Below are 19,691 nucleotides of genomic sequence, written 5' to 3'. Positions count from 1 at the left end.
GAATCACTCACGTAGCCATTGTCCCAGAACAGGCCAAATCGTTATCGGCTGCGCCACGCAGCGTCGCCCCAGGAGTCACGACGGCGTGCTTACTTGCAGAGATCGGCGATCTCGGCGCTGGACGCGTCGGCTTCCTTCAGCCTCGCCGACTGGGCCGGATCGGAGTTCGGGATACCTGCGATCGAGTGCGCCCCGATATCCATCAATTGGTTGGCGAACGTGCGGATGGCGTCCGTCAGATCCTGCGATGTATCCGGCTGCAGACGAGCCAGCAGGTACTGACCACCTTCGACGAGCGACAGGCGCGCGTTGGCGGCGACGGCCATCGAGCCGGTGACGTCCTCGGGGCCGCCCGGGGGTTGCAGGTTGGTATTCGTCTGGACACCGGTCCGAACGACGTTGAACGCCTCGCAGATGGTGGCCTTGGGGTCGTCGGCGGCATCGCCGGTGAAGACGGAAACCGATTCTCCTGACTGAGCTGACTGGGACTTCGACTCCTTGATCAATACCCAGGCGGCCAGGCCCACCGCTGTGAGCGCGATGACGAGGGCCAAGACGGACACGATAGAACTCTTGGCAGACGCCGCTGTCTCAGGCATGCGGCCGACAGTAGCGCCAGCTTCGGGGTCTTCGATTCGATTCTCATCGTCACGTAGTGTCCAGATTCATGTCCGCCAAGGATCACCCCAACAACGCGCCGGGCGTCCCGATGGTCTATCCGCCCACGTTCGAGCGCCTGCAGATCAAATACATGAACCCGATGGTCAAGCGGATCGCGCGGTTCATGCCCGGCGTCGCGAAGATCCAGCATCGCGGCCGCAAGTCCGGCAAGAGCTACGAAACCGTCGTCACCCCCTTCCGTAAGGGCAACACCCTCGCGATCACGCTCGGCCACGGCAAGACCGACTGGGTCAAGAATGTGCTCGCCGCCAACGAGGCCGATGTGCTCTTCGGCTCGCGCACGATCCACATCGTCAATCCGCGGATTCTGCCCGCGGGTAGCGGAGGAGCCGAGGACCTACCGTTCATGGCACGCGCACAAGCGAAGAAAATGGCGATCCTCGTCGCCGACATCGCCTGAGCGCTAACGCATGAAAACCGTCTTGCCCGTCATCACGGGCCAGACGTCGGCCGCCGCATCCCACGGCGCCACGCGGTCTACCGCGGGAGTGACATCGCACCCCGCCTGTAGTAGTTCGATGACCTGGGGAATGGCGGCACGGGCGTTGACCCGGCCCGTGACGAACCTGATCCCGCGCGTGTACATCGACAGCAACGGCATCTCAACCGCGCCCTGGTAGTAGATGCCGGTGTCGGTACACACGCCATCGGGCCACGTCCCGCGTAGCGTCGCTGCCAGCACATCGGGGTCGGCAGAGGTGTGGACGGTGACCGGGTAGCTGCCCAGTGATTTGTCCGGTTTCGGTATGTCATGCACTGTGGCCCCCAGCTTTTCGGCTGCGGCCAGCCGGTGTGGATCGATGTCGACATAGTCGACGCGGTAGCCGAGCGCGACGCCGAGTCCCGCCGCGTACAGGCCGATGGATTGCCGTCCGGCGACGAGGACACGTCGATCCCCGTCATCGAGCGCGTCGAGTTCGGCCCGGTAGGGACCGACGCCGCGCCAGCCGTCGACGATGTTGTCCGAAAGCGACGCGATGCCGATGGGATCCACCCCGCGCGGTATGGGCACCAGCATTGCGTCGGCGTACGGCACGTGCACCAGATCGGCCATGAATCCACCGCCGTCGAACCCGGCGAGCGGCGCCATTCCGTACATGGCCATCAGCGGCACCGCGCCGCACGATCCCGTCACTCCCCTTCGGCATTCGCGGCATTGCCCGCAGCTGATCTGGAACGGAATCACAACCTGGTCGCCGGGCGCCACACCCTGTACGGCATCCCCCACGGCGACGACCTCACCGATACCCTCGTGCCCGATGGCATGTCCGGGCGGCATCGGAAGCCTGCCCTGCGCGACGGCCACGTCGAGGTCGCAACACGCCACCACCGACGGGCGAACTATGGCCTGCTCAGGAGCTTGGATCTCGGGCTCGGCGGTTTCGCGCCAGGCGTATGCGCCCATCTCCTCGAATACCAGCTGTTGCATCGGCGCCCCTTCTTTAGCGACTGTTCAAGTATTCTTGAGTGACCTTTCAAGTAAAGTCAAGGGATGCCCCGCCCCGATCGGAGCCGCACCGCACTCGTGGACGCCGCCGCCATGCTCTTTCGCAGGCAGGGCTATGCCGCAACCGGCGTGAATCAGATCTTGGAGACCGCTGACGTCAAGGCCGGATCGCTGTACCACCACTTTCCCGACGGCAAACAGCAGTTGGCCGCCGCCGTGGTGGACACCGCCGGAACCGACATCGAGACGCGACTGCGGCAGTTCCTCAGCAGCGGATTGCCGGTGTCCGACATCGTCGACGGCTGGATCGATCTGATGTCCTCGGGGCTGGCGATGGACCGGCGCGACGGCTGCCCCATCGAACCGATCGCGACCGAATCGGTGAACGCCAGCCCGCTCGTTCGTGAAGCATCGTCTCGGGCATTTCACGCGTGGCAGATGGCCATCGCGGACCGACTGCGCGATGACGGCTGGGCCGAGGCCGACGCCAATGAGACGGCGCTCGCCGTCATCGCGCTGCTCGAAGGGGCGCTCATCCTCTCGCGCATCGCGGGTGACAGTGCCGCACTCGACGCCGCGAAAGCGGGCGCGCGCACACTGCTCGCCAGATAGCTATTTGCACAACTGCTCGAGGCTGGTGTTCGCCTCGTCCGCATCCTTCAGTCGCTGCGCCTGCGCGGAATCGTCGTTCGTGACGCCGGCCGTCGCGTTCGCACCGATATCCATCAAGTTGTCGGCGAACTCGCGGACCTTGGCGGCCAGATTTTCCGGAGTCGCGGGGTCCAGCCGCGCGATCAGGTACTGGCCGCCGTCGTTCAGCGAGACCCGCGCGTTGGCTGCCACCGCCTGCGCGCCGGTGACGTCACCCGCCCCGCCCGCCGGCATCAGGTTGGTATTGAGCGAAACACCCCGCCGCACGACGTCGACCGCCGTACAGGCCCTGGCCTTGGCATCGGCGACCTGTGCCGCGTCATAGTCCCTGTTCGCGGGGTCCGACCGGTACAGCGACCAGGCGGCCACCCCGAGCGCGGCAACCGCCACGACCAGGCTGATGATGGTCAGCACCACGAGGCGGCGCGAGACGACGTTCACGATGCGCCATCGTAATGGCTTGTGCTGATTAGAGATCCAGCCCGATGTCCAGCACGGTCACCGAGTGAGTGAGCGCACCGACCGCCAGGTAGTCCACGCCGGTACCGGCGTACTCGGCTGCCGTATCGAGCGACAATCCGCCCGAGGACTCCAGCTCGGTTGCAGGCGAGCGCGCATCGCGGCGCTGCACCGCGATCTGTGTCTGCCAGACCGGGAAGTTGTCGAGCAGCACGAGTGCCTGATCCCCCAGGTTCTCGGCGAACACCTCGTCGAGTTGCTCCAGGGAGTCGACCTCCACCTCGCATGGCAGATCCGGTGCGGCCGCCCGTACGGCACGCAGCGCGGCCACCACCGAGCCTGCGGCCGCGACGTGGTTGTCCTTGATCAGCGCGGCGTCGCCCAGCCCCATCCGGTGGTTCACACCGCCGCCGACTCGGACCGCGTACTTCTGCAGAGCCCGCAGTCCGGGCAACGTTTTGCGGGTGTCCCGGATCTTGGCTCCGGTACCCGCGACGGCGGCCACCCACTGTGCGGTCGTGGTGGCGATACCCGACAGGTGACACACCAGGTTCAGCGTGGTCCGCTCGGCGGTCAGCAAGCCCTGCGTCGGCGCTTCGACGGCCAGCACCACCCCGCCCGCGTCGAGCCGCTCACCGTCGTCGACACGATGCTTGACGACGTACCCGCCTGCACCGATCACCTCGTCGAGTACCAGCAGCGCGATGTCCACACCGGCGATGACGCCGGGTTGCCTGGCGACCATAGACGCGGTCGTCGTGGCATCCGCGCCGACTGTCGCCAGCGTGGTGACATCCGGGCCGTACCGCAGGTCCTCCTCCAGTCCGCGGGCGATCACCTTGCGAGCCTCGGTCAGTTCATCGGCAGTCAGTTCCATCAGGCGCACACCACCGCGGGCACCAGACTGCGGGCCATCGTCGGGTCGGCATCCGGATAGTCGGCGCGGTGGTGACAACCCCGCGATTCGGTGCGCTCCAACGCGGCCGTCATCACCGCACCCGCCGTGCATGTCAGCGCAACATCTTCGAAATCCCTGCGCGAGTTGAGCTTCCGCGGAGTCGCGGTCTCCAAGGCATGTCCCAGCGAACGCAGGCCGGCATCGTCTCGGACCACCGCCGCATACCGCGTCATCGCCCGCTGCAGATCGCCCCTCGGCAGTGCGCGTCGAGTCGTGGACTCCGGCGCTGCCGCGGTAGTGGTCCCGGCATCCGAAGCGTGTGCGGCTGCGGCCATTCCGGCCCGGCCACCGACGACGAGGCCTTCGAGCAGGCTGTTGGAGGCCAGCCGGTTCGCGCCGTGCATCCCGGTCCGGGCCACCTCCCCCGCCGCGAAAAGACCCGCCAGTTCGGTGCGCCCATGCACATCGGTCACCACTCCGCCGCAGCTGTAGTGCGCACCCGGGACCACGGGGATGGCTTGACGCGTCGGATCGATACCAGCATCCCGGCATGCCGCCGTGACCGTGGGAAAGCGTTTCTTGAAGCTCTTGATGCCGCGCGCGTCGAGGTAGACACAGGGGTCACCGGTCTCGGTCATCCGGGCGTTGATCGCAGCGGCGACGATGTCGCGCGGCGCAAGGTCGCCCATCGGGTGCACTCCTTCGGTCACCGAGCGACCTCTTGAGTCGACAAGGACCGCCCCTTCACCACGAACCGCCTCGGTGATCAGCGGCCGTCTCCCGCCGGCATGCCCGTCGAACAGCATGGTCGGGTGGAACTGGATGAACTCGAGATCGGATACCGGCAGCCCGGCCCACATCGCCAGCGCCACGCCGTCACCGGTGGAACCGTCGGGATTCGTGGTCGCCGAGTAGAGGTGCCCCAATCCGCCGGTCGCCAAGATCACCGATCGGGTGTGAATGATTCCTGGGCCATCGTCGTTGAGCGTCAGGACACCGGTGACCGCGCCGTCTTCGTGCAGAATCTCCAGCGCGACGTGGCTGCGTCGGATGTCCAACCGAGCGGCGGCGACGTCGAGGGCACGCTGCACTTCCGCACCGGTTGCGTCGCCTCCGGCGTGGATGATCCGCCTGCGCGAATGACCACCCTCACGCGTCAGGGACCACTGTCCGGGTGCCGCTTCGTCGAAGCGCGCACCGTCTTCGACGAGATCACGCACCGCGCGGTAGCCATCGGCGACGATGGAACGCACCGCTTCCGGGTCACACAAACCGGCCCCCGCCGCCAACGTGTCGGCTACATGCGCGTCGACCGAATCGCCTTCTTCCCGAAGGACTTCCGGCAACACGACCGCGATGCCACCCTGCGCGTAGAACGTGGCGGTGTCGCCGGCCTTGCTTAGTACCATCACCTTCTGGCCCCGACGGTGCGCGGCGAGCGCGGCGCACAGACCCGCCACACCGGTGCCGATGACGACGACATCGGCACGCTGCTGCCAGTAGCCAGCTAGACGGCCTGAGCCGCCGCAGGCGGCCCGGCGCGTCACTCGCCGCCGCCGGGTTGTCCGATCTCGATCATCCGCAGCACGCTGGCACGGGCCAGACGGGCGGTCTCGGGATCGACGTCGACTTCGTCCTTGCCTTCCACGAGGCAGCGTAATAACGCCGCCGGGGTGATCATCTTCATGAACTTGCACGACGCCCGGTCGTTGACCGCTTGGAAATCGACTTCCGGTGCGGCGCGGCGCAACTGGTGCAGCATCCCGACCTCGGTCGCGACCAGCACCTGGCGCGCCCGGGTCTCGCGGGCCGCGTCCAGCATTCCGCCGGTGGACAAGATCTTGACCCTGTCCTCGGGGAACGCACCTTCGCCTGCCAAATACAGAGCCGAAGTGGCGCAACCACATTCCGGATGCACGTAGAGTTCGGCATCCGGGTGGGTGCGGGCCTGATCGGCGAGTTCGTCGCCGTTGATCCCTGCGTGCACATGGCATTCGCCGGCCCAGACGTGAAGGTTCTTGCGACCGGTCACCCGGCGCACATGGGCGCCGAGGAACTGGTCCGGGCAGAACAGCACCTCCCGGTCCTCCGGGATCGACGCGACGACCTCGACCGCGTTCGACGAGGTGCAGCAGATGTCGGTCTCGGCTTTCACCGCGGCGGTGGTGTTGACGTATGACACGACCACTGCGCCCGGGTGTTCGGCTTTCCACTCGCGGAGTTCGTCGGCGGTGATCGAGTCGGCCAGTGAGCAGCCCGCCCGCTGATCAGGTATCAGCACGGTCTTGTCCGGAGACAGGATCTTCGCGGTCTCGGCCATGAAGTGCACACCGCAGAACACGATGGTGTCCTCGGGAACTTCGGCGGCGATGCGGGACAACGCCAGCGAGTCACCGACGTGGTCCGCGACGTCTTGGATGGCGGGCAGCTGGTAGTTGTGCGCCAGCAGCGTCGCACCGCGCAGATCGGCCAGGCGGCGCACCTCGGCGGCCCACTCCTGATCGCCGTCAACGCCCGAATATCCGTTCGGACCAGCAACGATGTGGTCCGCCAGATCGTTAGCGGGCATGCGATCCAGAACCGTCATAGCCGCCTCCTTAGGCTTCTCGAGGTTTTCGACTTACAATCGAAAACATGCCCCATAGTAGCACCGAGCATGAGGTGTTGGCCGCCGTGTTCCAGGTTCGAGCTGTCGACTCCCCGAAACCCGCACTTCACGTGCTGTTGTGGCAGCGTGCACTCGAACCGGAAGCGGGAAAATGGGCCCTGCCGGGCGGCAGCTTGCGTAGCGACGAGGACCTGACCAGCTCCGTTCGGCGCCAACTGGCCGAAAAGGTCGACTTGCGTGAGGTTGCCCACCTTGAACAGCTTGCGGTTTTCTCCGATCCGAGCCGCGTGCCGGGCACCCGCACCATCGCGTCGACGTTCCTCGGGTTGGTGCCCTCCCCCGCTACCCCGGAGCTGCCGCCGGACACCCGATGGCATCCGGTCGACCATCTGCCGCCGATGGCGTTCGACCACGGCCCGATGGTCGAGCACGCCGTCGTCCGCCTCGTCGCCAAGCTGTCGTATACGAACATCGGGTTCGCCTTGGCGCCAACTGAATTCGCCGTGTCGACACTGCGCGACATCTACAGCGCTGCGCTGGGCCACCCAGTCGACGCGACCAACTTGCAACGCGTGCTGGAACGACGCAACGTCATCACCCGCACCGGTACGACCGCTCGATCGGGCCGCAGCGGCGGTCGTCCTGCCGCCTTGTATCGGTTCACCGATTCCCGCTACCGGGTGACCGACGAATTCGCCGCATTACGCCCCCCAGGGTGAGTCGGCTGGCTTCTTAACGCTCTCTTAAGCAACAATGGCCAGATGGATCTGGGCAGCGTCGCGCCAGCAGCTGGTGCAGAGTGGATCGGGCACGTCCCCCACGAGGAGCTGGTAGGCGGTGCTCGGCCGCAGCTGCCGTCCGATGACCCTTTCTACGAACCGCCCCCGGGCTTCCAGCACGCCACTCCGGGCACCGTCCTGCGCAGCAGGGACGTCGAGCTGGCGTTCATGGGCCTGATCCCACAGCGCACCCGGGCCACCCAGCTGCTGTATCGCACCACCGACATGCACGGCAACGCCGACGCGGCCGCGACCACCGTCATCGTGCCCGCAGAGCGCGCGCCGGCCGCCGTCACGCCGGTGATCTCCTACCAATGCGCCATCGACGCCGTGACCTCACGCTGCTTCCCCTCGTACGCGCTGCGGCGCTACGCGCATGCAACGGGGTCCGTCGCACAATTCGAGTTCCTCCTGGTCGCCGCCTGCCTCGCTGAGGGCTGGGCGGTGTCGGTGCCGGACCATGAGGGCCGCCTGGGCATGTGGGGCGCCCCGTACGAACCCGGCTATCACGTGCTCGACGGCTTGCGCGCCGCCGTCAGCTCCAAGCGCCTGGGGCTGTCAGCCGATGCGCCGATCGGCCTATGGGGCTACTCCGGCGGCGGCCTGGCCACCGCATGGGCCGCCGAGATGAGCGGGACCTATGCGCCAGACCTGAACGTCGTCGGTGCGGTACTCGGGTCACCGGTCGGCGATCTCGGCCATACCTTCCGCCGACTCAACGGCACGTTCGCGTCCGGGCTCCCCGCACTTGTCGTCGCCGCGCTGTCGCACATCTATCCCGATCTGGACCGGCTCATCCAGGAGCATGTCACCGAAGAGGGCAAGGTGCTCCTCCAGCGACTGCACACGATGACGACCGCCGAGGCGATGGTCCGGATGGCCAAGAAGGACATGGGCGATCTGCTCGACTGGCCCCTGGAGCAGATTCTCGACAGCCCTGCGGTCCAGCACGTCTTCGCCGACATCAAGCTCGGCGTCGCCGCACCGGCTCCGCCGGTATTGATCGTGCAGGCGGTCCACGACCAGTTGATCTCGGTCGAGAACATCGACGAGCTCGCGGAGATGTACAGATCGGGTGGTGCGTCGGTGACCTACCACCGGGACATGTTCAGTGAGCACATGTTGCTGCACCCTATGTCCGCACCGATGGCGCTGCGCTGGCTCATCGATCGGTTCGCCGGAAAGCCGGTGTCCGAGCACATGGTTCGGACGAAGTGGCCGACGCTGCTGAATCCGATGACCTACGTCGGCATGGCGCGACTGGCGAAAATCGTGGCCAAGGTGGTCACGGGTCGGACGGTGGAACGGTCCCCGCTTTAGCGATCGCATCGTCGACCTCGGACTCGACGGGCGGCCAGGCGCCGAGATCGTCGCGCGGGATCGACACCGCGATGAGCGCGTAGACCAGCGCCGCTATCGCCGCGGGGAACAGGATGGTCAGGGCGATCAGCAAAGGTGAGTGCCCGAAGAACACCGGGGGCGCCTCGATCACGTAGTGCACGCGATGCTCGGGTGAAATCGGCGCGCCGGCAACATCGATGGTCCCGTACCGCCAATGCACCAGTGCCGCACCGACTCCCGATGCCACTCCGGCAGCGGCCGCGGATCCGAGACCGAGTGCCGCGACCATCAACGGGCCGCGGTGTGCACGCCATTGCCACACCAGGACGGCCGCCACGACCGCCATCACACACAGCATGCCGACCACCAGGAAGGCAGCGACGAAGAAGTGGTCGGCCTCGTTACCGAGGTGCGCCCTGACCCGGTCGCCGCTCTTCGTCAACGCCACCACGCCGTGAATGGGCGGGGCCAACCACGCCCACAGCGCGCCGATCAGCGCGCCGGTCAGCGCCAAGCCGGCGGCGACGGTGATCGCTGCGCGATTACGCGAAATACGGGGCGGGGCAAGCTTATTCATCGCTGCTCCAGATCCTTCGAGTCGGTGACGCCGTGCCGAGAGCATTTCGCCGACCAGCCGTCAGGACGCACCTGCACGATCATCCGGCGACCGCACTGCGCGCAAAACCGGGGCGGCTCGAGGCCGAGTTGAGCCGCCGCCGGCAGCGGCGTGCCGTCGGGCTCACCCGTATAGACGTTGAACGCCATGACTCAATGGTCTACAGGGTGGCGTTGAGGGCCTTGATGGGCATCTGCAGATCGTCGAGCAACTGCAGGTCTGATTCGGCCGGTCGGCCCAGCGTCGTGAGGTAGTTGCCGACGATGACGGCATTGATGCCGCCGAGGATGCCCTGCTTTGCGCCGAGGTCGCCCAGCGTGATTTCTCGGCCCCCGGCGAATCGGAGCATCGTGCGCGGCAGCGCGAGCCGGAAGGCCGCGACGGCCTTGAGGGCCTCCGATGCCGGTAACACGTCGAGGTCACCGAACGGCGTACCCGGCCTCGGATTGAGGAAGTTCAGCGGCACCTCGTGCGGATCGAGTTCGGCGAGGTTGGCGGCGAACTCCGCACGCTGTTCCAGCGTTTCGCCCATGCCGAGGATGCCGCCGCAGCAGACCTCCATGCCGGCCTCGCGGACCATCTGCAGGGTGTCCCAGCGCTCTTCCCAGCTGTGGGTAGTCACGACGTTGGTGAAGAACGACCGCGCGGTCTCCAGATTGTGGTTGTAGCGGTGCACGCCCATCTCGGAAAGGCGCTCGACCTGCTCCTGCGTGAGCATGCCCAGCGAGCAGGCAATCTGGATGTCGACCTCGTTGCGAATCGCCTCGATACCTGCGGCAACCTGGGCCAGCAGCCGCTCGTCGGGGCCGCGCACGGCGGCGACGATGCAGAATTCGGTGGCCCCGGTCTTCGCGGTCTGCTTGGCGGCCTCCACCAGGCTGGGGATGTCCAGCCAGGCACTGCGCACCGGTGATGCGAAAAGACCCGACTGCGAACAGAAGTGGCAGTCCTCGGGGCAGCCGCCGGTCTTGAGGCTGATGATGCCCTCGACCTCGACGTCGGGTCCGCACCACTTCATCCGGACCTCGTGCGCGAGCTCGAGCAATTCGTCGAGGTTCTCATCGGGCAGGCGCAGCACCTGCAGCGTCTGATCCTGGTCGAGGCCTTCGCCGCGCTCCAGTACCTGGTCGCGTGCCTTCGCCAGAATGTCGCTCACCCGTTAGGTCCTCTCGATCGAACTTGAACACACCGGCGGGCCGGTAATTGAACGCACCGGCGGGCCGGTAATTGAACACACCGGCGAGCCGGTAATTGAACAGCGTTCAGGTTAGGCTACCGGTGTGCAGCTCCACAAACGCGACGTGGTCGAGGCGGCGGCGAAACTGCTGGACGACTACGGCATCGCCGACCTCACGATGCGACGGCTCGCACGTGAGCTCGGCGTGTCCCCCGGCGCCCTGTACTGGCATTTCGCTAACAAGCAGGAGCTCCTCGGCGCCATTGCCGACCGCATTCTGGACGGTGTACCGACCGCGCGCGGCGCCGTCGAGGTCTGCAACCGGCTTCGCGACGCGCTGCTGTCGCACACCGATGGCGCCGAGCTGGTGTCGGCCAGCTTCGCGGCCGGTCAGTCGTCGGCGATGAAGCAGATTCTGGCGGTCCTGGCCCAGGCGGTGTCGGAGGCGGGAGTGGACTCCGCACACGCCGAGCTGGCCGCCCGCACGGTCGTCTATTACGTGCTCGGCTTCACGGTGGACGAGCAGTCCCGGTTGCAATGGGACGCCGCGGGAGCCGAGCTGCCCGCGTGGCAGTCGGTGTTGGCCGACGACGCCAGCGCACGGTTCGCATTCGGACTGCGTCTGTTCGTCGACGGCATCAAGGTCTCGCAGGCCGTCTACGAGTAGACGTGATTACCGTCGACGACGTGCGCCGCATCGCCTCGACCCTGCCGAGGTCTTACGAGGCCGTTGTCCGCGATGAGATCCGCTTCCGCGCAGGACGGCTCGTGTACGCCGCGTTCTCACGCGACGAGACGGTGATGGGCGTCGCGTTTCCCAAGGCGGAGCGCGCGGCGATGGTCGCCGCCGAACCCGACAAGTTCATGCTGCCGCGCAAATCGGAGATGCGATACAACTGGATTCTGGTACGGCTCGACGCGATCGAACTCGACGAGTTGCGCGAGCTCGTGATCGACGGCTGGCGAATGTGCGTGCCGAAAAGCGTTGGGGCAGAAGTCTCTTAGATTGGATACTCGCGTTTGGCGTTGCCGTCCCAATGCCTGATGCGGACAATTGTCGCGGGCAGGTCGCGTCCTAAACCCGTCACCGTCAGCGCCGCTTGCAGCTTCTCGGCCGGCACCCGGCGCGCCAACGTCACATGCGGCGTCCACTGGCCGGGGTCAGAGTGCGGAAGCGGACCATTCGGCATGTGCGGCAGACAGGCATCGAGCACATCGGCGTGCAGGGCCAGCAGCTCAGCTGACGGAACGATCAGTCGCACCAGTGTGAAATCCCGTCGACCGAACAGCATGGGCGCGCCGACGGTGCATCGAAGCGGCAGCCGCCGCAACAGCGGCCGCAACGCGTCATGCACCGATTCGTCCATGCTTTCGGCTACTACCAGGGTGACGTGCGGCCTGTTGCTGGGCGCGGTGTGCGCGGCCTGACTGCGCACGCCCGCCTCGGTGAGGTCGTCCCAGCCACTCCGGATCGCCGCCTCGGTGTCCGGGTCGAACAGCATCTCGACGGAATGCACCATCCCTAAAGACTCGCAATCCAGTCGGGATCGAACGCCGACGAGCACACCGCCTCGAACTCGGTGGGACTTGCGCCACCGAGGCCCGCAGGCAGTGCCGCACGCAGCGGCGCCAGCCTGCTCAACGCCTCGCGATTGCCCTCCTCGGCCGGACCCGGTTCAGACGGCCAGGTGCCGATCACCAGTCCGGCGCACGGAATCCCTTGGGAAGCAAGCGCTTCCAACGTCAGCGCGGTGTGGTTCAACGTGCCAAGACCCGCAGCGACCACGATCAGCACCTGTGCGGCCAAGTCCATCGCGACGTCGCGCAGCGTCACACCGTCCTCGCCGAGTTCGACGAGCAGACCGCCGGCGCCCTCCACCAGCACCAGCTTTGCTGGCCCATCGCCGGCCTCGCGCACCGACCCGACCAGTTCGCAGCGCGTCGGCAACCGCAGGCCCGCTCGCTGCGCGGCCGCGACCGGGGCGAGCGGCTCCGGGTATCGCCAGGTACCGCGCAAGTCACTCGCGCCGGAAAGCCGCGCGATGTCGGCGAGGTCGTCGTCAGCCGGGCTGCCGGTCTGCACGGGTTTGCACACCGCGACATCGATGCCCGCCAGCCGCGCGCAACACGCCACGGCGGCCGTTGCGATCGTCTTGCCGACGCCGGTATCGGTCCCGGTGACGACGAGCGTGCTCACGGGCGCGTAGAGAGAACGTCGGTGAGAACCTCACGCGCCAGAGCCATCTCGTCAGCGGAGAGCGACGCGCGGGCCGTCAGCCGCAGCCGCGAGGTGCCCGGTGCGACGGTGGGGGGCCGGAAGCAGCCCACCCGGACACCGCGGTCCAGACACGCGACGGCGGCGGCCAGCGCCACCTCGGGCTCACCGAGGATCACCGACACCACCGCTGAATCAGGCCGTTCGGCGACACCGCTCACCGCGGCGAGTGCCGCCGCGTGATCCAGGACCGCCTGCGCGCGCCAGGGCTCTGCGATCAGGACGTCCAGCGCCGCCCACGCCGCTCCCACCGCCGCGGGGGCCAAACCGGTGTCGAAAATGAACGGCCGCGCGGCATCGATCAGGTGGTCGCGCACCGCGGCGGGTCCCAGCACCACACCGCCCTGACTTCCCAGCGCCTTGGACATCGTCGTGGTCATCACCACGTCCGGCGCGCCGGCCAAACCGATCTCGTGCACCAGACCGCGACCCCCGGTCCCCCGCACCCCCAGCGCGTGGGCCTCGTCGACGAGCAGCAGTGCGCCGTGCCGGCGGCACACGTCGTGCAGCGCCCGCAACGGGGCGACCACCCCGTCCGCGGAGAACACCGCATCGGTCACCACGACCGCGCGCTCCTCGTCGCGGCCGGCCAGTGCCGCCTCGACGGCCGCGACGTCACGATGCGGGGTCACCACGACCCGGGCGCGCGACAGCCGGCACGCGTCGACCAGGGACGCATGCGTCAGGGCGTCCGAGACCAGGAGCGACCCGGCGCCGGACAGTGACACCACAGCGCCCAGATTCGCGGTGTAGCCCGACGAGAACACCAGCGCCGATTCGGCTCCGGTGAAGTCGGCGAGTGCGTGCTCGAAGCCTTCGTGGATCTCGGTGTTGCCGGTGACGAGGCGTGATCCCGTTGACCCGGCACCCCACGTGCGCAGCGCGGCTACCCCGCCTTCGATGACATCGGGATGTTGCGACAGGCCAAGGTAGTCGTTGGAGGCCAGGTCCAGTTCGGCGCCAACGGGTGGGCGGGTGCGCAGGGACCGCCGGAGGCCGGCGGCGCGACGCTGCTGCTCGACCTCGTCGAGCCACGCCAGCGGCGATAGACCGGTGCGGGTCACGGCACGCTCCTACGACTTGAACACGCCGGCGGACCGGCAATTGAACACCGTTCAGGTTAGTGCACGGGCGACGCCAACCATCGCCGAGGTGATCTGTGCAATCTCCTCGGGCGTACAGATGTAGGGCGGCATCACGTAGACGAGGTTGCGGAACGGCCGCAGCCACACCCCGTGGTCCAGCGCAGCCGGTGTCGCGATCCGCAGGTCGACGGCTTGTTCCATCTCGATGACGCCGATGGCGCCCAGCACCCGCACGTCGGCCACTCCCGGCATCGACTCGGCGGGCGACAGGCCGTCGCGCAGGCCGGATTCGATAGCGCGCACCGACGCACGCCAGTCCCCGGCGAGCAACAGCTCGACCGAGGCCACCGACACCGCGCACGCCAGCGCGTTGGCCATGAACGTCGGGCCGTGCATCAACGCGCCTGCGGCACTGGCGCTGATGGTGTGCGCGATGTCATTCGTGCACAGCGTCGCGGCCAGCGTCAGATAGCCGCCCGTGAGCGCTTTACCCACGCACATGATGTCGGGGCTCACCGCGGCGTGGTCGGCGGCGAAAAGCTCACCGGTGCGCCCGAACCCGGTGGCGATCTCGTCGAAGATCAGCAGCACCCCATGGCGGGTGCAGATCTCGCGCAGGTCGGCCAGATAGCGCGGATCGTGAAACCGCATTCCGCCGGCGCCCTGTACCACCGGTTCCACGATCACCGCGGCGAGCTCGTGCGCGTGCTCGGCCAGTAGCTTTTCGAAGTCCGCGATGTAGGCGGCGTCGTACCCGGCGGGTACCGGCGGCGCGAACACCTGTGGGGCGAGCACGTCACTCCATAGGGTGTGCATGCCGCCATCGGGATCGCACACGCTCATCGGGGTGAACGTGTCGCCGTGATAGCCGCCGCGCCACGTCATCAGCCGGTGTTTGTCCCAGCGTCCGGTGCTGCGCCAGTACTGCAGCGCCATTTTGACGGCGACCTCCACCGAGACGGACCCGGAGTCGCTTAAGAACACGGCGTCCAGCCCGTCGGGTGTGAGCTGCACCAGCAGCTGCGCGAGCCGTGCCGCGGGTTCGTGGGTCAGACCGCCGAACATGACGTGATTCATGGTCGCCAGCTGGCTGGTGATCGCCGCGTCCAGCGACGGATGCCCGTGACCGTGGATCGCGGTCCACCAGGACGCCATCGCGTCGAGGACCCGCACCTCCTGCCCGTCGCGGTGCAGGGTCAGCCAGGCCCCGCGGGCACCCACCGCCACCAGCGGGGCCAGTGCCTCTGCGCCGATCGTGCTGTACGGATGCCAGACGTGGGCGGCGTCGATGGCGCTGATCTCGGCGGGCGTCAGTGCTGCCACCTTCGGTAGATTATCCGTCGACCATGATGACCCTCGCCCCTGCCCGGCCGGCGCCCGTCGCCGACCCGGGACCACCGTCACGCGAAGCCACCGCGACGAGGCCCGCGCGCGCACCGGAAAGCTACCGGCACGACCTCGACGGACTGCGCGGCGTCGCGATCCTGCTCGTCGCGGTGTTCCACGTGTGGTTCGGCCGCGTCTCCGGTGGTGTCGACGTCTTCCTCGCGCTGTCGGGCTTCTTCTTCGGTGGACGGCTGCTGCGCACCGCCATGACGCCCGGCGCATCGCTGTGGCCGATGCCCGAAGTCACCCGACTGGTTCGCAGGCTGCTGCCCGCACTCGTGGTCGTGCTTGCTGCCGCCGCGGTGCTCACAATCCTCATCCAGCCCGAAACCCGTTGGGAGACATTCGCAGACCAGAGTCTGGCAAGCCTGGGTTACTACCAGAATTGGGAATTGGCCAACACCGCATCGGATTACCTCCGTGCCGGCGAAGCCGTCAGTCCGTTGCAGCACATCTGGTCGATGTCGGTGCAAGGCCAGTTCTACATTGCCTTCCTCGCCCTGATCTTCGGCTGCGCCTTACTGTTTCGCCGCATCTTCGGCCGCCATATGCGGATCGCATTCATCGTGTTGCTCAGCGCGTTGACAATCGCGTCGTTCGTGTACGCGATCTTCGCCCACAACGCCGATCAGGCCACCGCGTACTACAACAGCTTCGCCCGTGCGTGGGAACTGCTGCTCGGCGCATTGGTCGGTGCACTGGTGACGAACCTCCGCTGGCCGATGTGGCTGCGCACGACGGCTGCGGTGATCGCGCTGGCCGCGATCCTCGCGTGCGGCGCCCTGATCGACGGTGTGCACGAGTTCCCCGGTCCGTGGGCGCTGGTGCCGGTCGGCGCGACCATGCTGTTCATCCTGTCCGCGGCGAACCGGGTGGCCGACCCGCACACCGACGGTCGCATGCCCGCCCCCAACCGCCTGCTGGCCACCGCGCCGTTCGTCGCGCTGGGTGCGATGGCGTACTCGCTCTACCTGTGGCACTGGCCGCTGCTGATCTTCTACCTGTCCTACCTCGGACATACGCGCGTCAACTTCGTCGAGGGCGCGGTCATCCTGGTGGTGTCCGGTGTGCTGGCGTGGCTGACGACGAAGTACATCGAGAACCCGCTGCGCTATCGCGCGCCGGCCGTGTCAGCTCCAACGGTCCCGCTGCGCGCCCGCCTGCGCAGGCCGACGATGGCGCTCGGCTCGGTGGTCGTCCTGTTGGCGGTGGCGTTGACCGCGACGTCGTTCACCTGGCGCGAGCACGTCACCATCGAACGCTCGACAGGCAAAGAGCTGACCGGACTTTCGTCGCGCGACTATCCCGGTGCCCGCGCACTCATCAACAAGGCCAAGGTGCCGAAGCTGCCGATGCGCCCGACGGTGCTCGAGGCCAGAAACGACCTCCCCCGCACCACCGAGGACGGCTGCATCAGCGACTTTGACAACGTCGGTGTCATCACCTGCAACTACGGCGATGATTCCGCGACCCGCACGATCGCACTTGCGGGCGGTTCCCACGCCGAACACTGGATCACCGCCCTGGACCTGCTCGGTCGGATGCACAACTTCAAGGTCGTCACCTACCTGAAGATGGGCTGCCCGCTGACCACGGAGGAGGTCCCGCTGGTCATGGGAGACAACCGTCCGTACCCCAAGTGTCACGAATGGAACGAGCGGGTGATGGACAAGATCATCGCCGACCGCCCGGACTACGTGTTCACCACCGCGACGCGACCGTGGAACATCAAGCCGGGTGACGTGATGCCTGCCACATACCTCGGAATCTGGCAGACGCTGTCCGACAACAACATTCCGATTCTGGGGATGCGCGACACCCCCTGGCTGGTACGCAACGGCCAGCCGTACTTCCCCGCCGACTGCCTGGCCGACGGCGGCAACGCCATCTCCTGCGGCGTCAAGCGGTCCGACGTCCTGTCGCCCTACAACCCCACCCTCGACTTCGTCGCGCGGTTCCCATTGCTCAAGCCGCTGGACATGAGCGACGCGGTGTGCCGTAAGGACATCTGTCGCGCAGTCGAGGGAAATGTGTTGCTGTATCACGATGCCCACCACATCTCGACGACCTACATGCGCACGATGACCACCGAACTCGGACGCCAGATCGCGGCCGCCACCGGTTGGTGGGTCGACTGATGACATCCGGCGCTCCGGCCTCGGTACCAACCGTCTGGCCGGGTACCACGTACCCCCTCGGCGCCACCTACGACGGTGCGGGGACGAACTTCTCGCTGTTCTCGGAGATCGCCGACCGGGTCGAGTTGTGCCTGATCGGCAAGGACGGCAGTGAGGAGCGCATCAACCTCGACGAAGTCGATGGCTACGTATGGCACTGCTACCTGCCCACCGTGACGCCCGGGCAGCGTTACGGGTTCCGGGTGTACGGACCATGGGAGCCGTCCGCGGGACATCGCTGTGACCCGAGCAAGCTGCTACTCGATCCGTACGGAAAGTCGTTCTACGGTGACTTCGATTTCAGCCAGGCGCTGTTCTCCTATGACTTGACCGCCGACGACCCCGCGAGCGGCGGGACGCCGCCGATGGTCGACTCGCTGGGACACACCATGACCAGTGTCGTGATCAACCCCTACTTCGACTGGGCATCCGACCGCGCGCCGCGAACGCCGTACCACCAGACGGTCATCTACGAGGCGCACGTCAAGGGCATGACGCAAACCCATCCGGGCATCCCCGAGGAGATGCGCGGGACGTACGCGGGACTCGCGCATCCGGTGATCATCGACCACCTCAAGTCGCTCAACGTCACGGCGATCGAACTCATGCCGGTACACCAGTTCATGCACGACCATCGTCTGCTCGACCTCGGATTACGAAATTACTGGGGCTACAACACATTCGGCTTCCTCGCGCCGCACTACCAGTACGCGGCGAACAAGCACGCCGGTGCAGCCGTCGCGGAGTTCAAGGCGATGGTGCGGACCTTCCACGAGGCCGGCATCGAGGTCATCCTCGACGTCGTCTACAACCACACCGCCGAAGGCAACCACCTCGGGCCAACGATCAACTTCCGAGGCATCGACAACGCCGCGTACTACCGGCTGATGGACGACGACAAGCGGCTGTACCGCGACTTCACGGGCACCGGTAACAGCCTCAACCCGCGGCATCCGCACACCCTGCAGTTGATCATGGACTCACTGCGGTACTGGGTGCTGGAGATGCACGTCGACGGATTCCGGTTCGACCTGGCATCCGCGCTGGCCCGGGAGTTTTTCGAAGTCGACAGGCTGAGCGCGTTCTTCGACATCATCCAGCAGGACCCGGTGATCAGTCAGGTCAAGCTGATCGCCGAACCGTGGGATGTCGGCGAGGGCGGCTATCAAGTCGGCAATTTTCCTGGTTTGTGGACCGAGTGGAATGGGAAGTATCGCGACACTGTGCGCGATTACTGGCGGGGCGAGCCCGCAACCCTCGGCGAATTCGCTTCGCGGCTGACCGGGTCGTCGGACCTCTATGAGGCGACCGGTCGGCGTCCCGGCGCGAGCATCAACTTCGTCACCTGCCACGACGGTTTCCCGCTCGCGGACCTGGTGTCCTATAACGAGAAACACAACGAGGCCAACGGCGAGGACAACCGCGACGGCGAAAGCCACAACAGGTCGTGGAACTGCGGTGTCGAGGGCCCCACCGACGATCCCGAGATCCTCGCGCTGCGGGGTAAGCAGATGCGCAACATCATGGGCACGTTGATGCTGTCGCAGGGCACCCCGATGATCTCCCACGGCGACGAGATCGGACGTACACAGCGAGGCAACAACAACGCCTACTGTCAGGACTCGGAGATCTCGTGGATGGACTGGTCGCACTGCGACAAGAACGCCGACCTGCTCACCTTCACCCGCAAGGTGAGCAAGCTGCGCAAGCGGCACCCGGTGTTTCGGCGGCGACGCTTCTTCGAGGGCACGCCGATCCGCAGTGGCGACCAGGTTCGCGACATCGCGTGGCTGACTCCGGCGGGCAGCGAGATGACACCTGAAGACTGGGGTTCGGGCCTGGACAAGTGCGTGGCCGTGTTCCTCAACGGTGAAGCGATCACGGCGCCCAACGAACGCGGCGAACGCGTGGTCGACGACTCGTTCCTGCTCTGCTTCAACGCACACAGCAAGCCGGTGGAGTTCGTCGCGCCCGATCTCGGCTATGCCGCCGAGTGGACCGCGGACATCGACACCGCCGACCCCAAGGGCGACACCGACCTCGTCGTTGCCGCCGGCGAGCGACTGACGCTCGCGTCGCGGTCGCTGCTGGTGCTGCGTAAGACCGCGTAG

At 66.7% G+C, this 19,691-nt stretch carries 21 protein-coding genes; 8 read left to right on the top strand and 13 right to left on the bottom strand.

Annotated features, from left to right (window positions below; translation table 11 throughout):
• Positions 1-89 precede the first annotated feature (89 nt).
• The gene (locus tag M1248_RS29815; protein WP_317150563.1) at positions 90-563 is read right to left on the bottom strand and encodes a hypothetical protein; all 474 of its coding nucleotides are present in this window, start codon (positions 561-563) and stop codon (positions 90-92) included.
• Between the two features lie 104 nt (positions 564-667).
• On the opposite strand from M1248_RS29815, the gene M1248_RS29810 reads away from it, so the two are divergent.
• On the top strand, positions 668-1,081 hold the full coding sequence (locus tag M1248_RS29810; RefSeq protein WP_163727656.1) for a nitroreductase family deazaflavin-dependent oxidoreductase: 414 nt from the start codon (positions 668-670) through the stop codon (positions 1,079-1,081).
• A 3-nt stretch (positions 1,082-1,084) separates the two neighbouring features.
• Here M1248_RS29810 and M1248_RS29805 read toward each other — a convergent pair whose 3' ends face one another.
• Positions 1,085-2,110, bottom strand: a complete 1,026-nt coding sequence (locus M1248_RS29805) for an alcohol dehydrogenase catalytic domain-containing protein (RefSeq protein ID WP_163727654.1) — start codon at positions 2,108-2,110, stop codon at positions 1,085-1,087.
• Between the two features lie 63 nt (positions 2,111-2,173).
• Between M1248_RS29805 and M1248_RS29800 the strand changes: the two genes are divergently transcribed.
• Positions 2,174-2,740, top strand: a complete 567-nt coding sequence (locus M1248_RS29800; RefSeq protein ID WP_163727651.1) for a TetR/AcrR family transcriptional regulator — start codon at positions 2,174-2,176, stop codon at positions 2,738-2,740.
• Here the strand turns inward: M1248_RS29800 and M1248_RS29795 are convergent, their stop codons facing one another.
• From M1248_RS29795 to nadA, 4 genes are read right to left on the bottom strand one after another with little or no spacing between them, the layout of a single operon-like run.
• Entirely contained in the window at positions 2,741-3,220 is a 480-nt protein-coding gene (locus M1248_RS29795; protein ID WP_317150562.1) for a hypothetical protein, read from the bottom strand.
• A gap of 28 nt (positions 3,221-3,248) precedes the next feature.
• Positions 3,249-4,115 carry a carboxylating nicotinate-nucleotide diphosphorylase gene (nadC, locus tag M1248_RS29790; RefSeq protein WP_163727645.1) on the bottom strand — a complete coding sequence of 289 codons (867 nt, stop codon included), beginning with the start codon at positions 4,113-4,115 and terminating at the stop codon, positions 3,249-3,251.
• Positions 4,115-5,683: an L-aspartate oxidase gene (locus M1248_RS29785; RefSeq protein ID WP_163727642.1), complete on the bottom strand. Its 1,569-nt coding sequence runs from the start codon at positions 5,681-5,683 to the stop codon at positions 4,115-4,117. The genes nadC and M1248_RS29785 overlap by 1 nt, the downstream gene beginning before the upstream one ends.
• The gene (gene nadA / locus M1248_RS29780) at positions 5,680-6,723 is read right to left on the bottom strand and encodes a quinolinate synthase NadA (protein ID WP_163727639.1); all 1,044 of its coding nucleotides are present in this window, start codon (positions 6,721-6,723) and stop codon (positions 5,680-5,682) included. Before nadA ends, M1248_RS29785 begins: the two co-directional genes overlap by 4 nt.
• 47 nt (positions 6,724-6,770) lie before the next feature.
• On the opposite strand from nadA, the gene M1248_RS29775 reads away from it, so the two are divergent.
• Together M1248_RS29775 and M1248_RS29770 are read left to right on the top strand one after the other, a co-directional pair.
• Positions 6,771-7,463, top strand: a complete 693-nt coding sequence (locus tag M1248_RS29775) for an NUDIX hydrolase (protein WP_163727635.1) — start codon at positions 6,771-6,773, stop codon at positions 7,461-7,463.
• 42 nt (positions 7,464-7,505) lie between these two features.
• Positions 7,506-8,843 (top strand): lipase family protein, encoded by a 1,338-nt coding sequence (locus M1248_RS29770; protein ID WP_163727632.1) that lies wholly within the window; start codon positions 7,506-7,508, stop codon positions 8,841-8,843.
• Here the strand turns inward: M1248_RS29770 and M1248_RS29765 are convergent.
• The 3 genes from M1248_RS29765 to bioB are packed head-to-tail and all read right to left on the bottom strand — an operon-like array spanning position 8,809 to position 10,636.
• Positions 8,809-9,441, bottom strand: a complete 633-nt coding sequence (locus M1248_RS29765) for a DUF2567 domain-containing protein (protein ID WP_163727629.1) — start codon at positions 9,439-9,441, stop codon at positions 8,809-8,811. The genes M1248_RS29770 and M1248_RS29765 overlap by 35 nt on opposite strands.
• Positions 9,438-9,629, bottom strand: a complete 192-nt coding sequence (locus tag M1248_RS29760; protein WP_163727625.1) for a hypothetical protein — start codon at positions 9,627-9,629, stop codon at positions 9,438-9,440. The genes M1248_RS29765 and M1248_RS29760 overlap by 4 nt, the downstream gene beginning before the upstream one ends.
• A gap of 11 nt (positions 9,630-9,640) precedes the next feature.
• Complete coding sequence (gene bioB / locus M1248_RS29755) at positions 9,641-10,636, bottom strand: biotin synthase BioB (protein ID WP_163727621.1); 996 nt, start codon at positions 10,634-10,636, stop codon at positions 9,641-9,643.
• 124 nt (positions 10,637-10,760) lie between these two features.
• Between bioB and M1248_RS29750 the strand changes: the two genes are divergently transcribed.
• Together M1248_RS29750 and M1248_RS29745 are read left to right on the top strand one after the other, a co-directional pair.
• Positions 10,761-11,324 (top strand): TetR family transcriptional regulator, encoded by a 564-nt coding sequence (locus M1248_RS29750; RefSeq protein WP_163727618.1) that lies wholly within the window; start codon positions 10,761-10,763, stop codon positions 11,322-11,324.
• Between the two features lie 2 nt (positions 11,325-11,326).
• Positions 11,327-11,662 carry an MmcQ/YjbR family DNA-binding protein gene (locus M1248_RS29745; protein ID WP_317150561.1) on the top strand — a complete coding sequence of 112 codons (336 nt, stop codon included), beginning with the start codon at positions 11,327-11,329 and terminating at the stop codon, positions 11,660-11,662.
• On the opposite strand, the gene M1248_RS29740 is transcribed toward M1248_RS29745, so the two are convergent.
• From M1248_RS29740 to M1248_RS29725, 4 genes are read right to left on the bottom strand one after another with little or no spacing between them, the layout of a single operon-like run.
• Positions 11,659-12,177 carry a 2'-5' RNA ligase family protein gene (locus M1248_RS29740; RefSeq protein ID WP_317150560.1) on the bottom strand — a complete coding sequence of 173 codons (519 nt, stop codon included), beginning with the start codon at positions 12,175-12,177 and terminating at the stop codon, positions 11,659-11,661. The genes M1248_RS29745 and M1248_RS29740 overlap by 4 nt on opposite strands.
• Positions 12,178-12,179: 2 nt before the next feature.
• Positions 12,180-12,854, bottom strand: coding sequence for a dethiobiotin synthase (bioD, locus tag M1248_RS29735; protein WP_317150559.1), 675 nt, complete (start codon positions 12,852-12,854; stop codon positions 12,180-12,182).
• Positions 12,851-13,996: an 8-amino-7-oxononanoate synthase gene (locus tag M1248_RS29730; RefSeq protein ID WP_317150558.1), complete on the bottom strand. Its 1,146-nt coding sequence runs from the start codon at positions 13,994-13,996 to the stop codon at positions 12,851-12,853. The genes bioD and M1248_RS29730 overlap by 4 nt, the downstream gene beginning before the upstream one ends.
• Before the next feature lie 51 nt (positions 13,997-14,047).
• Positions 14,048-15,340: an adenosylmethionine--8-amino-7-oxononanoate transaminase gene (locus M1248_RS29725; protein ID WP_317150557.1), complete on the bottom strand. Its 1,293-nt coding sequence runs from the start codon at positions 15,338-15,340 to the stop codon at positions 14,048-14,050.
• A gap of 23 nt (positions 15,341-15,363) precedes the next feature.
• On the opposite strand from M1248_RS29725, the gene M1248_RS29720 reads away from it, so the two are divergent.
• A complete protein-coding gene (locus M1248_RS29720; protein ID WP_317150556.1) occupies positions 15,364-17,541 on the top strand; it encodes an acyltransferase family protein in 2,178 nt (725 codons plus the stop codon).
• On the top strand, positions 17,541-19,691 hold the full coding sequence (glgX, locus tag M1248_RS29715; RefSeq protein WP_163727596.1) for a glycogen debranching protein GlgX: 2,151 nt from the start codon (positions 17,541-17,543) through the stop codon (positions 19,689-19,691). Before M1248_RS29720 ends, glgX begins: the two co-directional genes overlap by 1 nt.

It is taken from the genome of Mycobacterium sp. 29Ha, from assembly GCF_032883055.1.
GTDB lineage: Bacteria > Actinomycetota > Actinomycetes > Mycobacteriales > Mycobacteriaceae > Mycobacterium > Mycobacterium gallinarum.
This window is presented reverse-complemented; position numbering and strand designations above follow the sequence as displayed.

Coding starts and splice junctions, on each gene's coding strand:
- M1248_RS29740 (WP_317150560.1), bottom strand. CDS start 12,177: ATGGTGCATTCCGTCGAGATGCTGTTCGACCCGGACACCGAGGCGGCG.
- M1248_RS29775 (WP_163727635.1), top strand. CDS start 6,771: ATGCCCCATAGTAGCACCGAGCATGAGGTGTTGGCCGCCGTGTTCCAG.
- M1248_RS29800 (WP_163727651.1), top strand. CDS start 2,174: ATGCCCCGCCCCGATCGGAGCCGCACCGCACTCGTGGACGCCGCCGCC.
- glgX (WP_163727596.1), top strand. CDS start 17,541: ATGACATCCGGCGCTCCGGCCTCGGTACCAACCGTCTGGCCGGGTACC.
- M1248_RS29810 (WP_163727656.1), top strand. CDS start 668: ATGTCCGCCAAGGATCACCCCAACAACGCGCCGGGCGTCCCGATGGTC.
- nadC (WP_163727645.1), bottom strand. CDS start 4,115: ATGGAACTGACTGCCGATGAACTGACCGAGGCTCGCAAGGTGATCGCC.
- M1248_RS29765 (WP_163727629.1), bottom strand. CDS start 9,441: ATGAATAAGCTTGCCCCGCCCCGTATTTCGCGTAATCGCGCAGCGATC.
- M1248_RS29760 (WP_163727625.1), bottom strand. CDS start 9,629: ATGGCGTTCAACGTCTATACGGGTGAGCCCGACGGCACGCCGCTGCCG.
- nadA (WP_163727639.1), bottom strand. CDS start 6,723: ATGACGGTTCTGGATCGCATGCCCGCTAACGATCTGGCGGACCACATC.
- M1248_RS29720 (WP_317150556.1), top strand. CDS start 15,364: ATGATGACCCTCGCCCCTGCCCGGCCGGCGCCCGTCGCCGACCCGGGA.
- M1248_RS29770 (WP_163727632.1), top strand. CDS start 7,506: ATGGATCTGGGCAGCGTCGCGCCAGCAGCTGGTGCAGAGTGGATCGGG.
- M1248_RS29805 (WP_163727654.1), bottom strand. CDS start 2,110: ATGCAACAGCTGGTATTCGAGGAGATGGGCGCATACGCCTGGCGCGAA.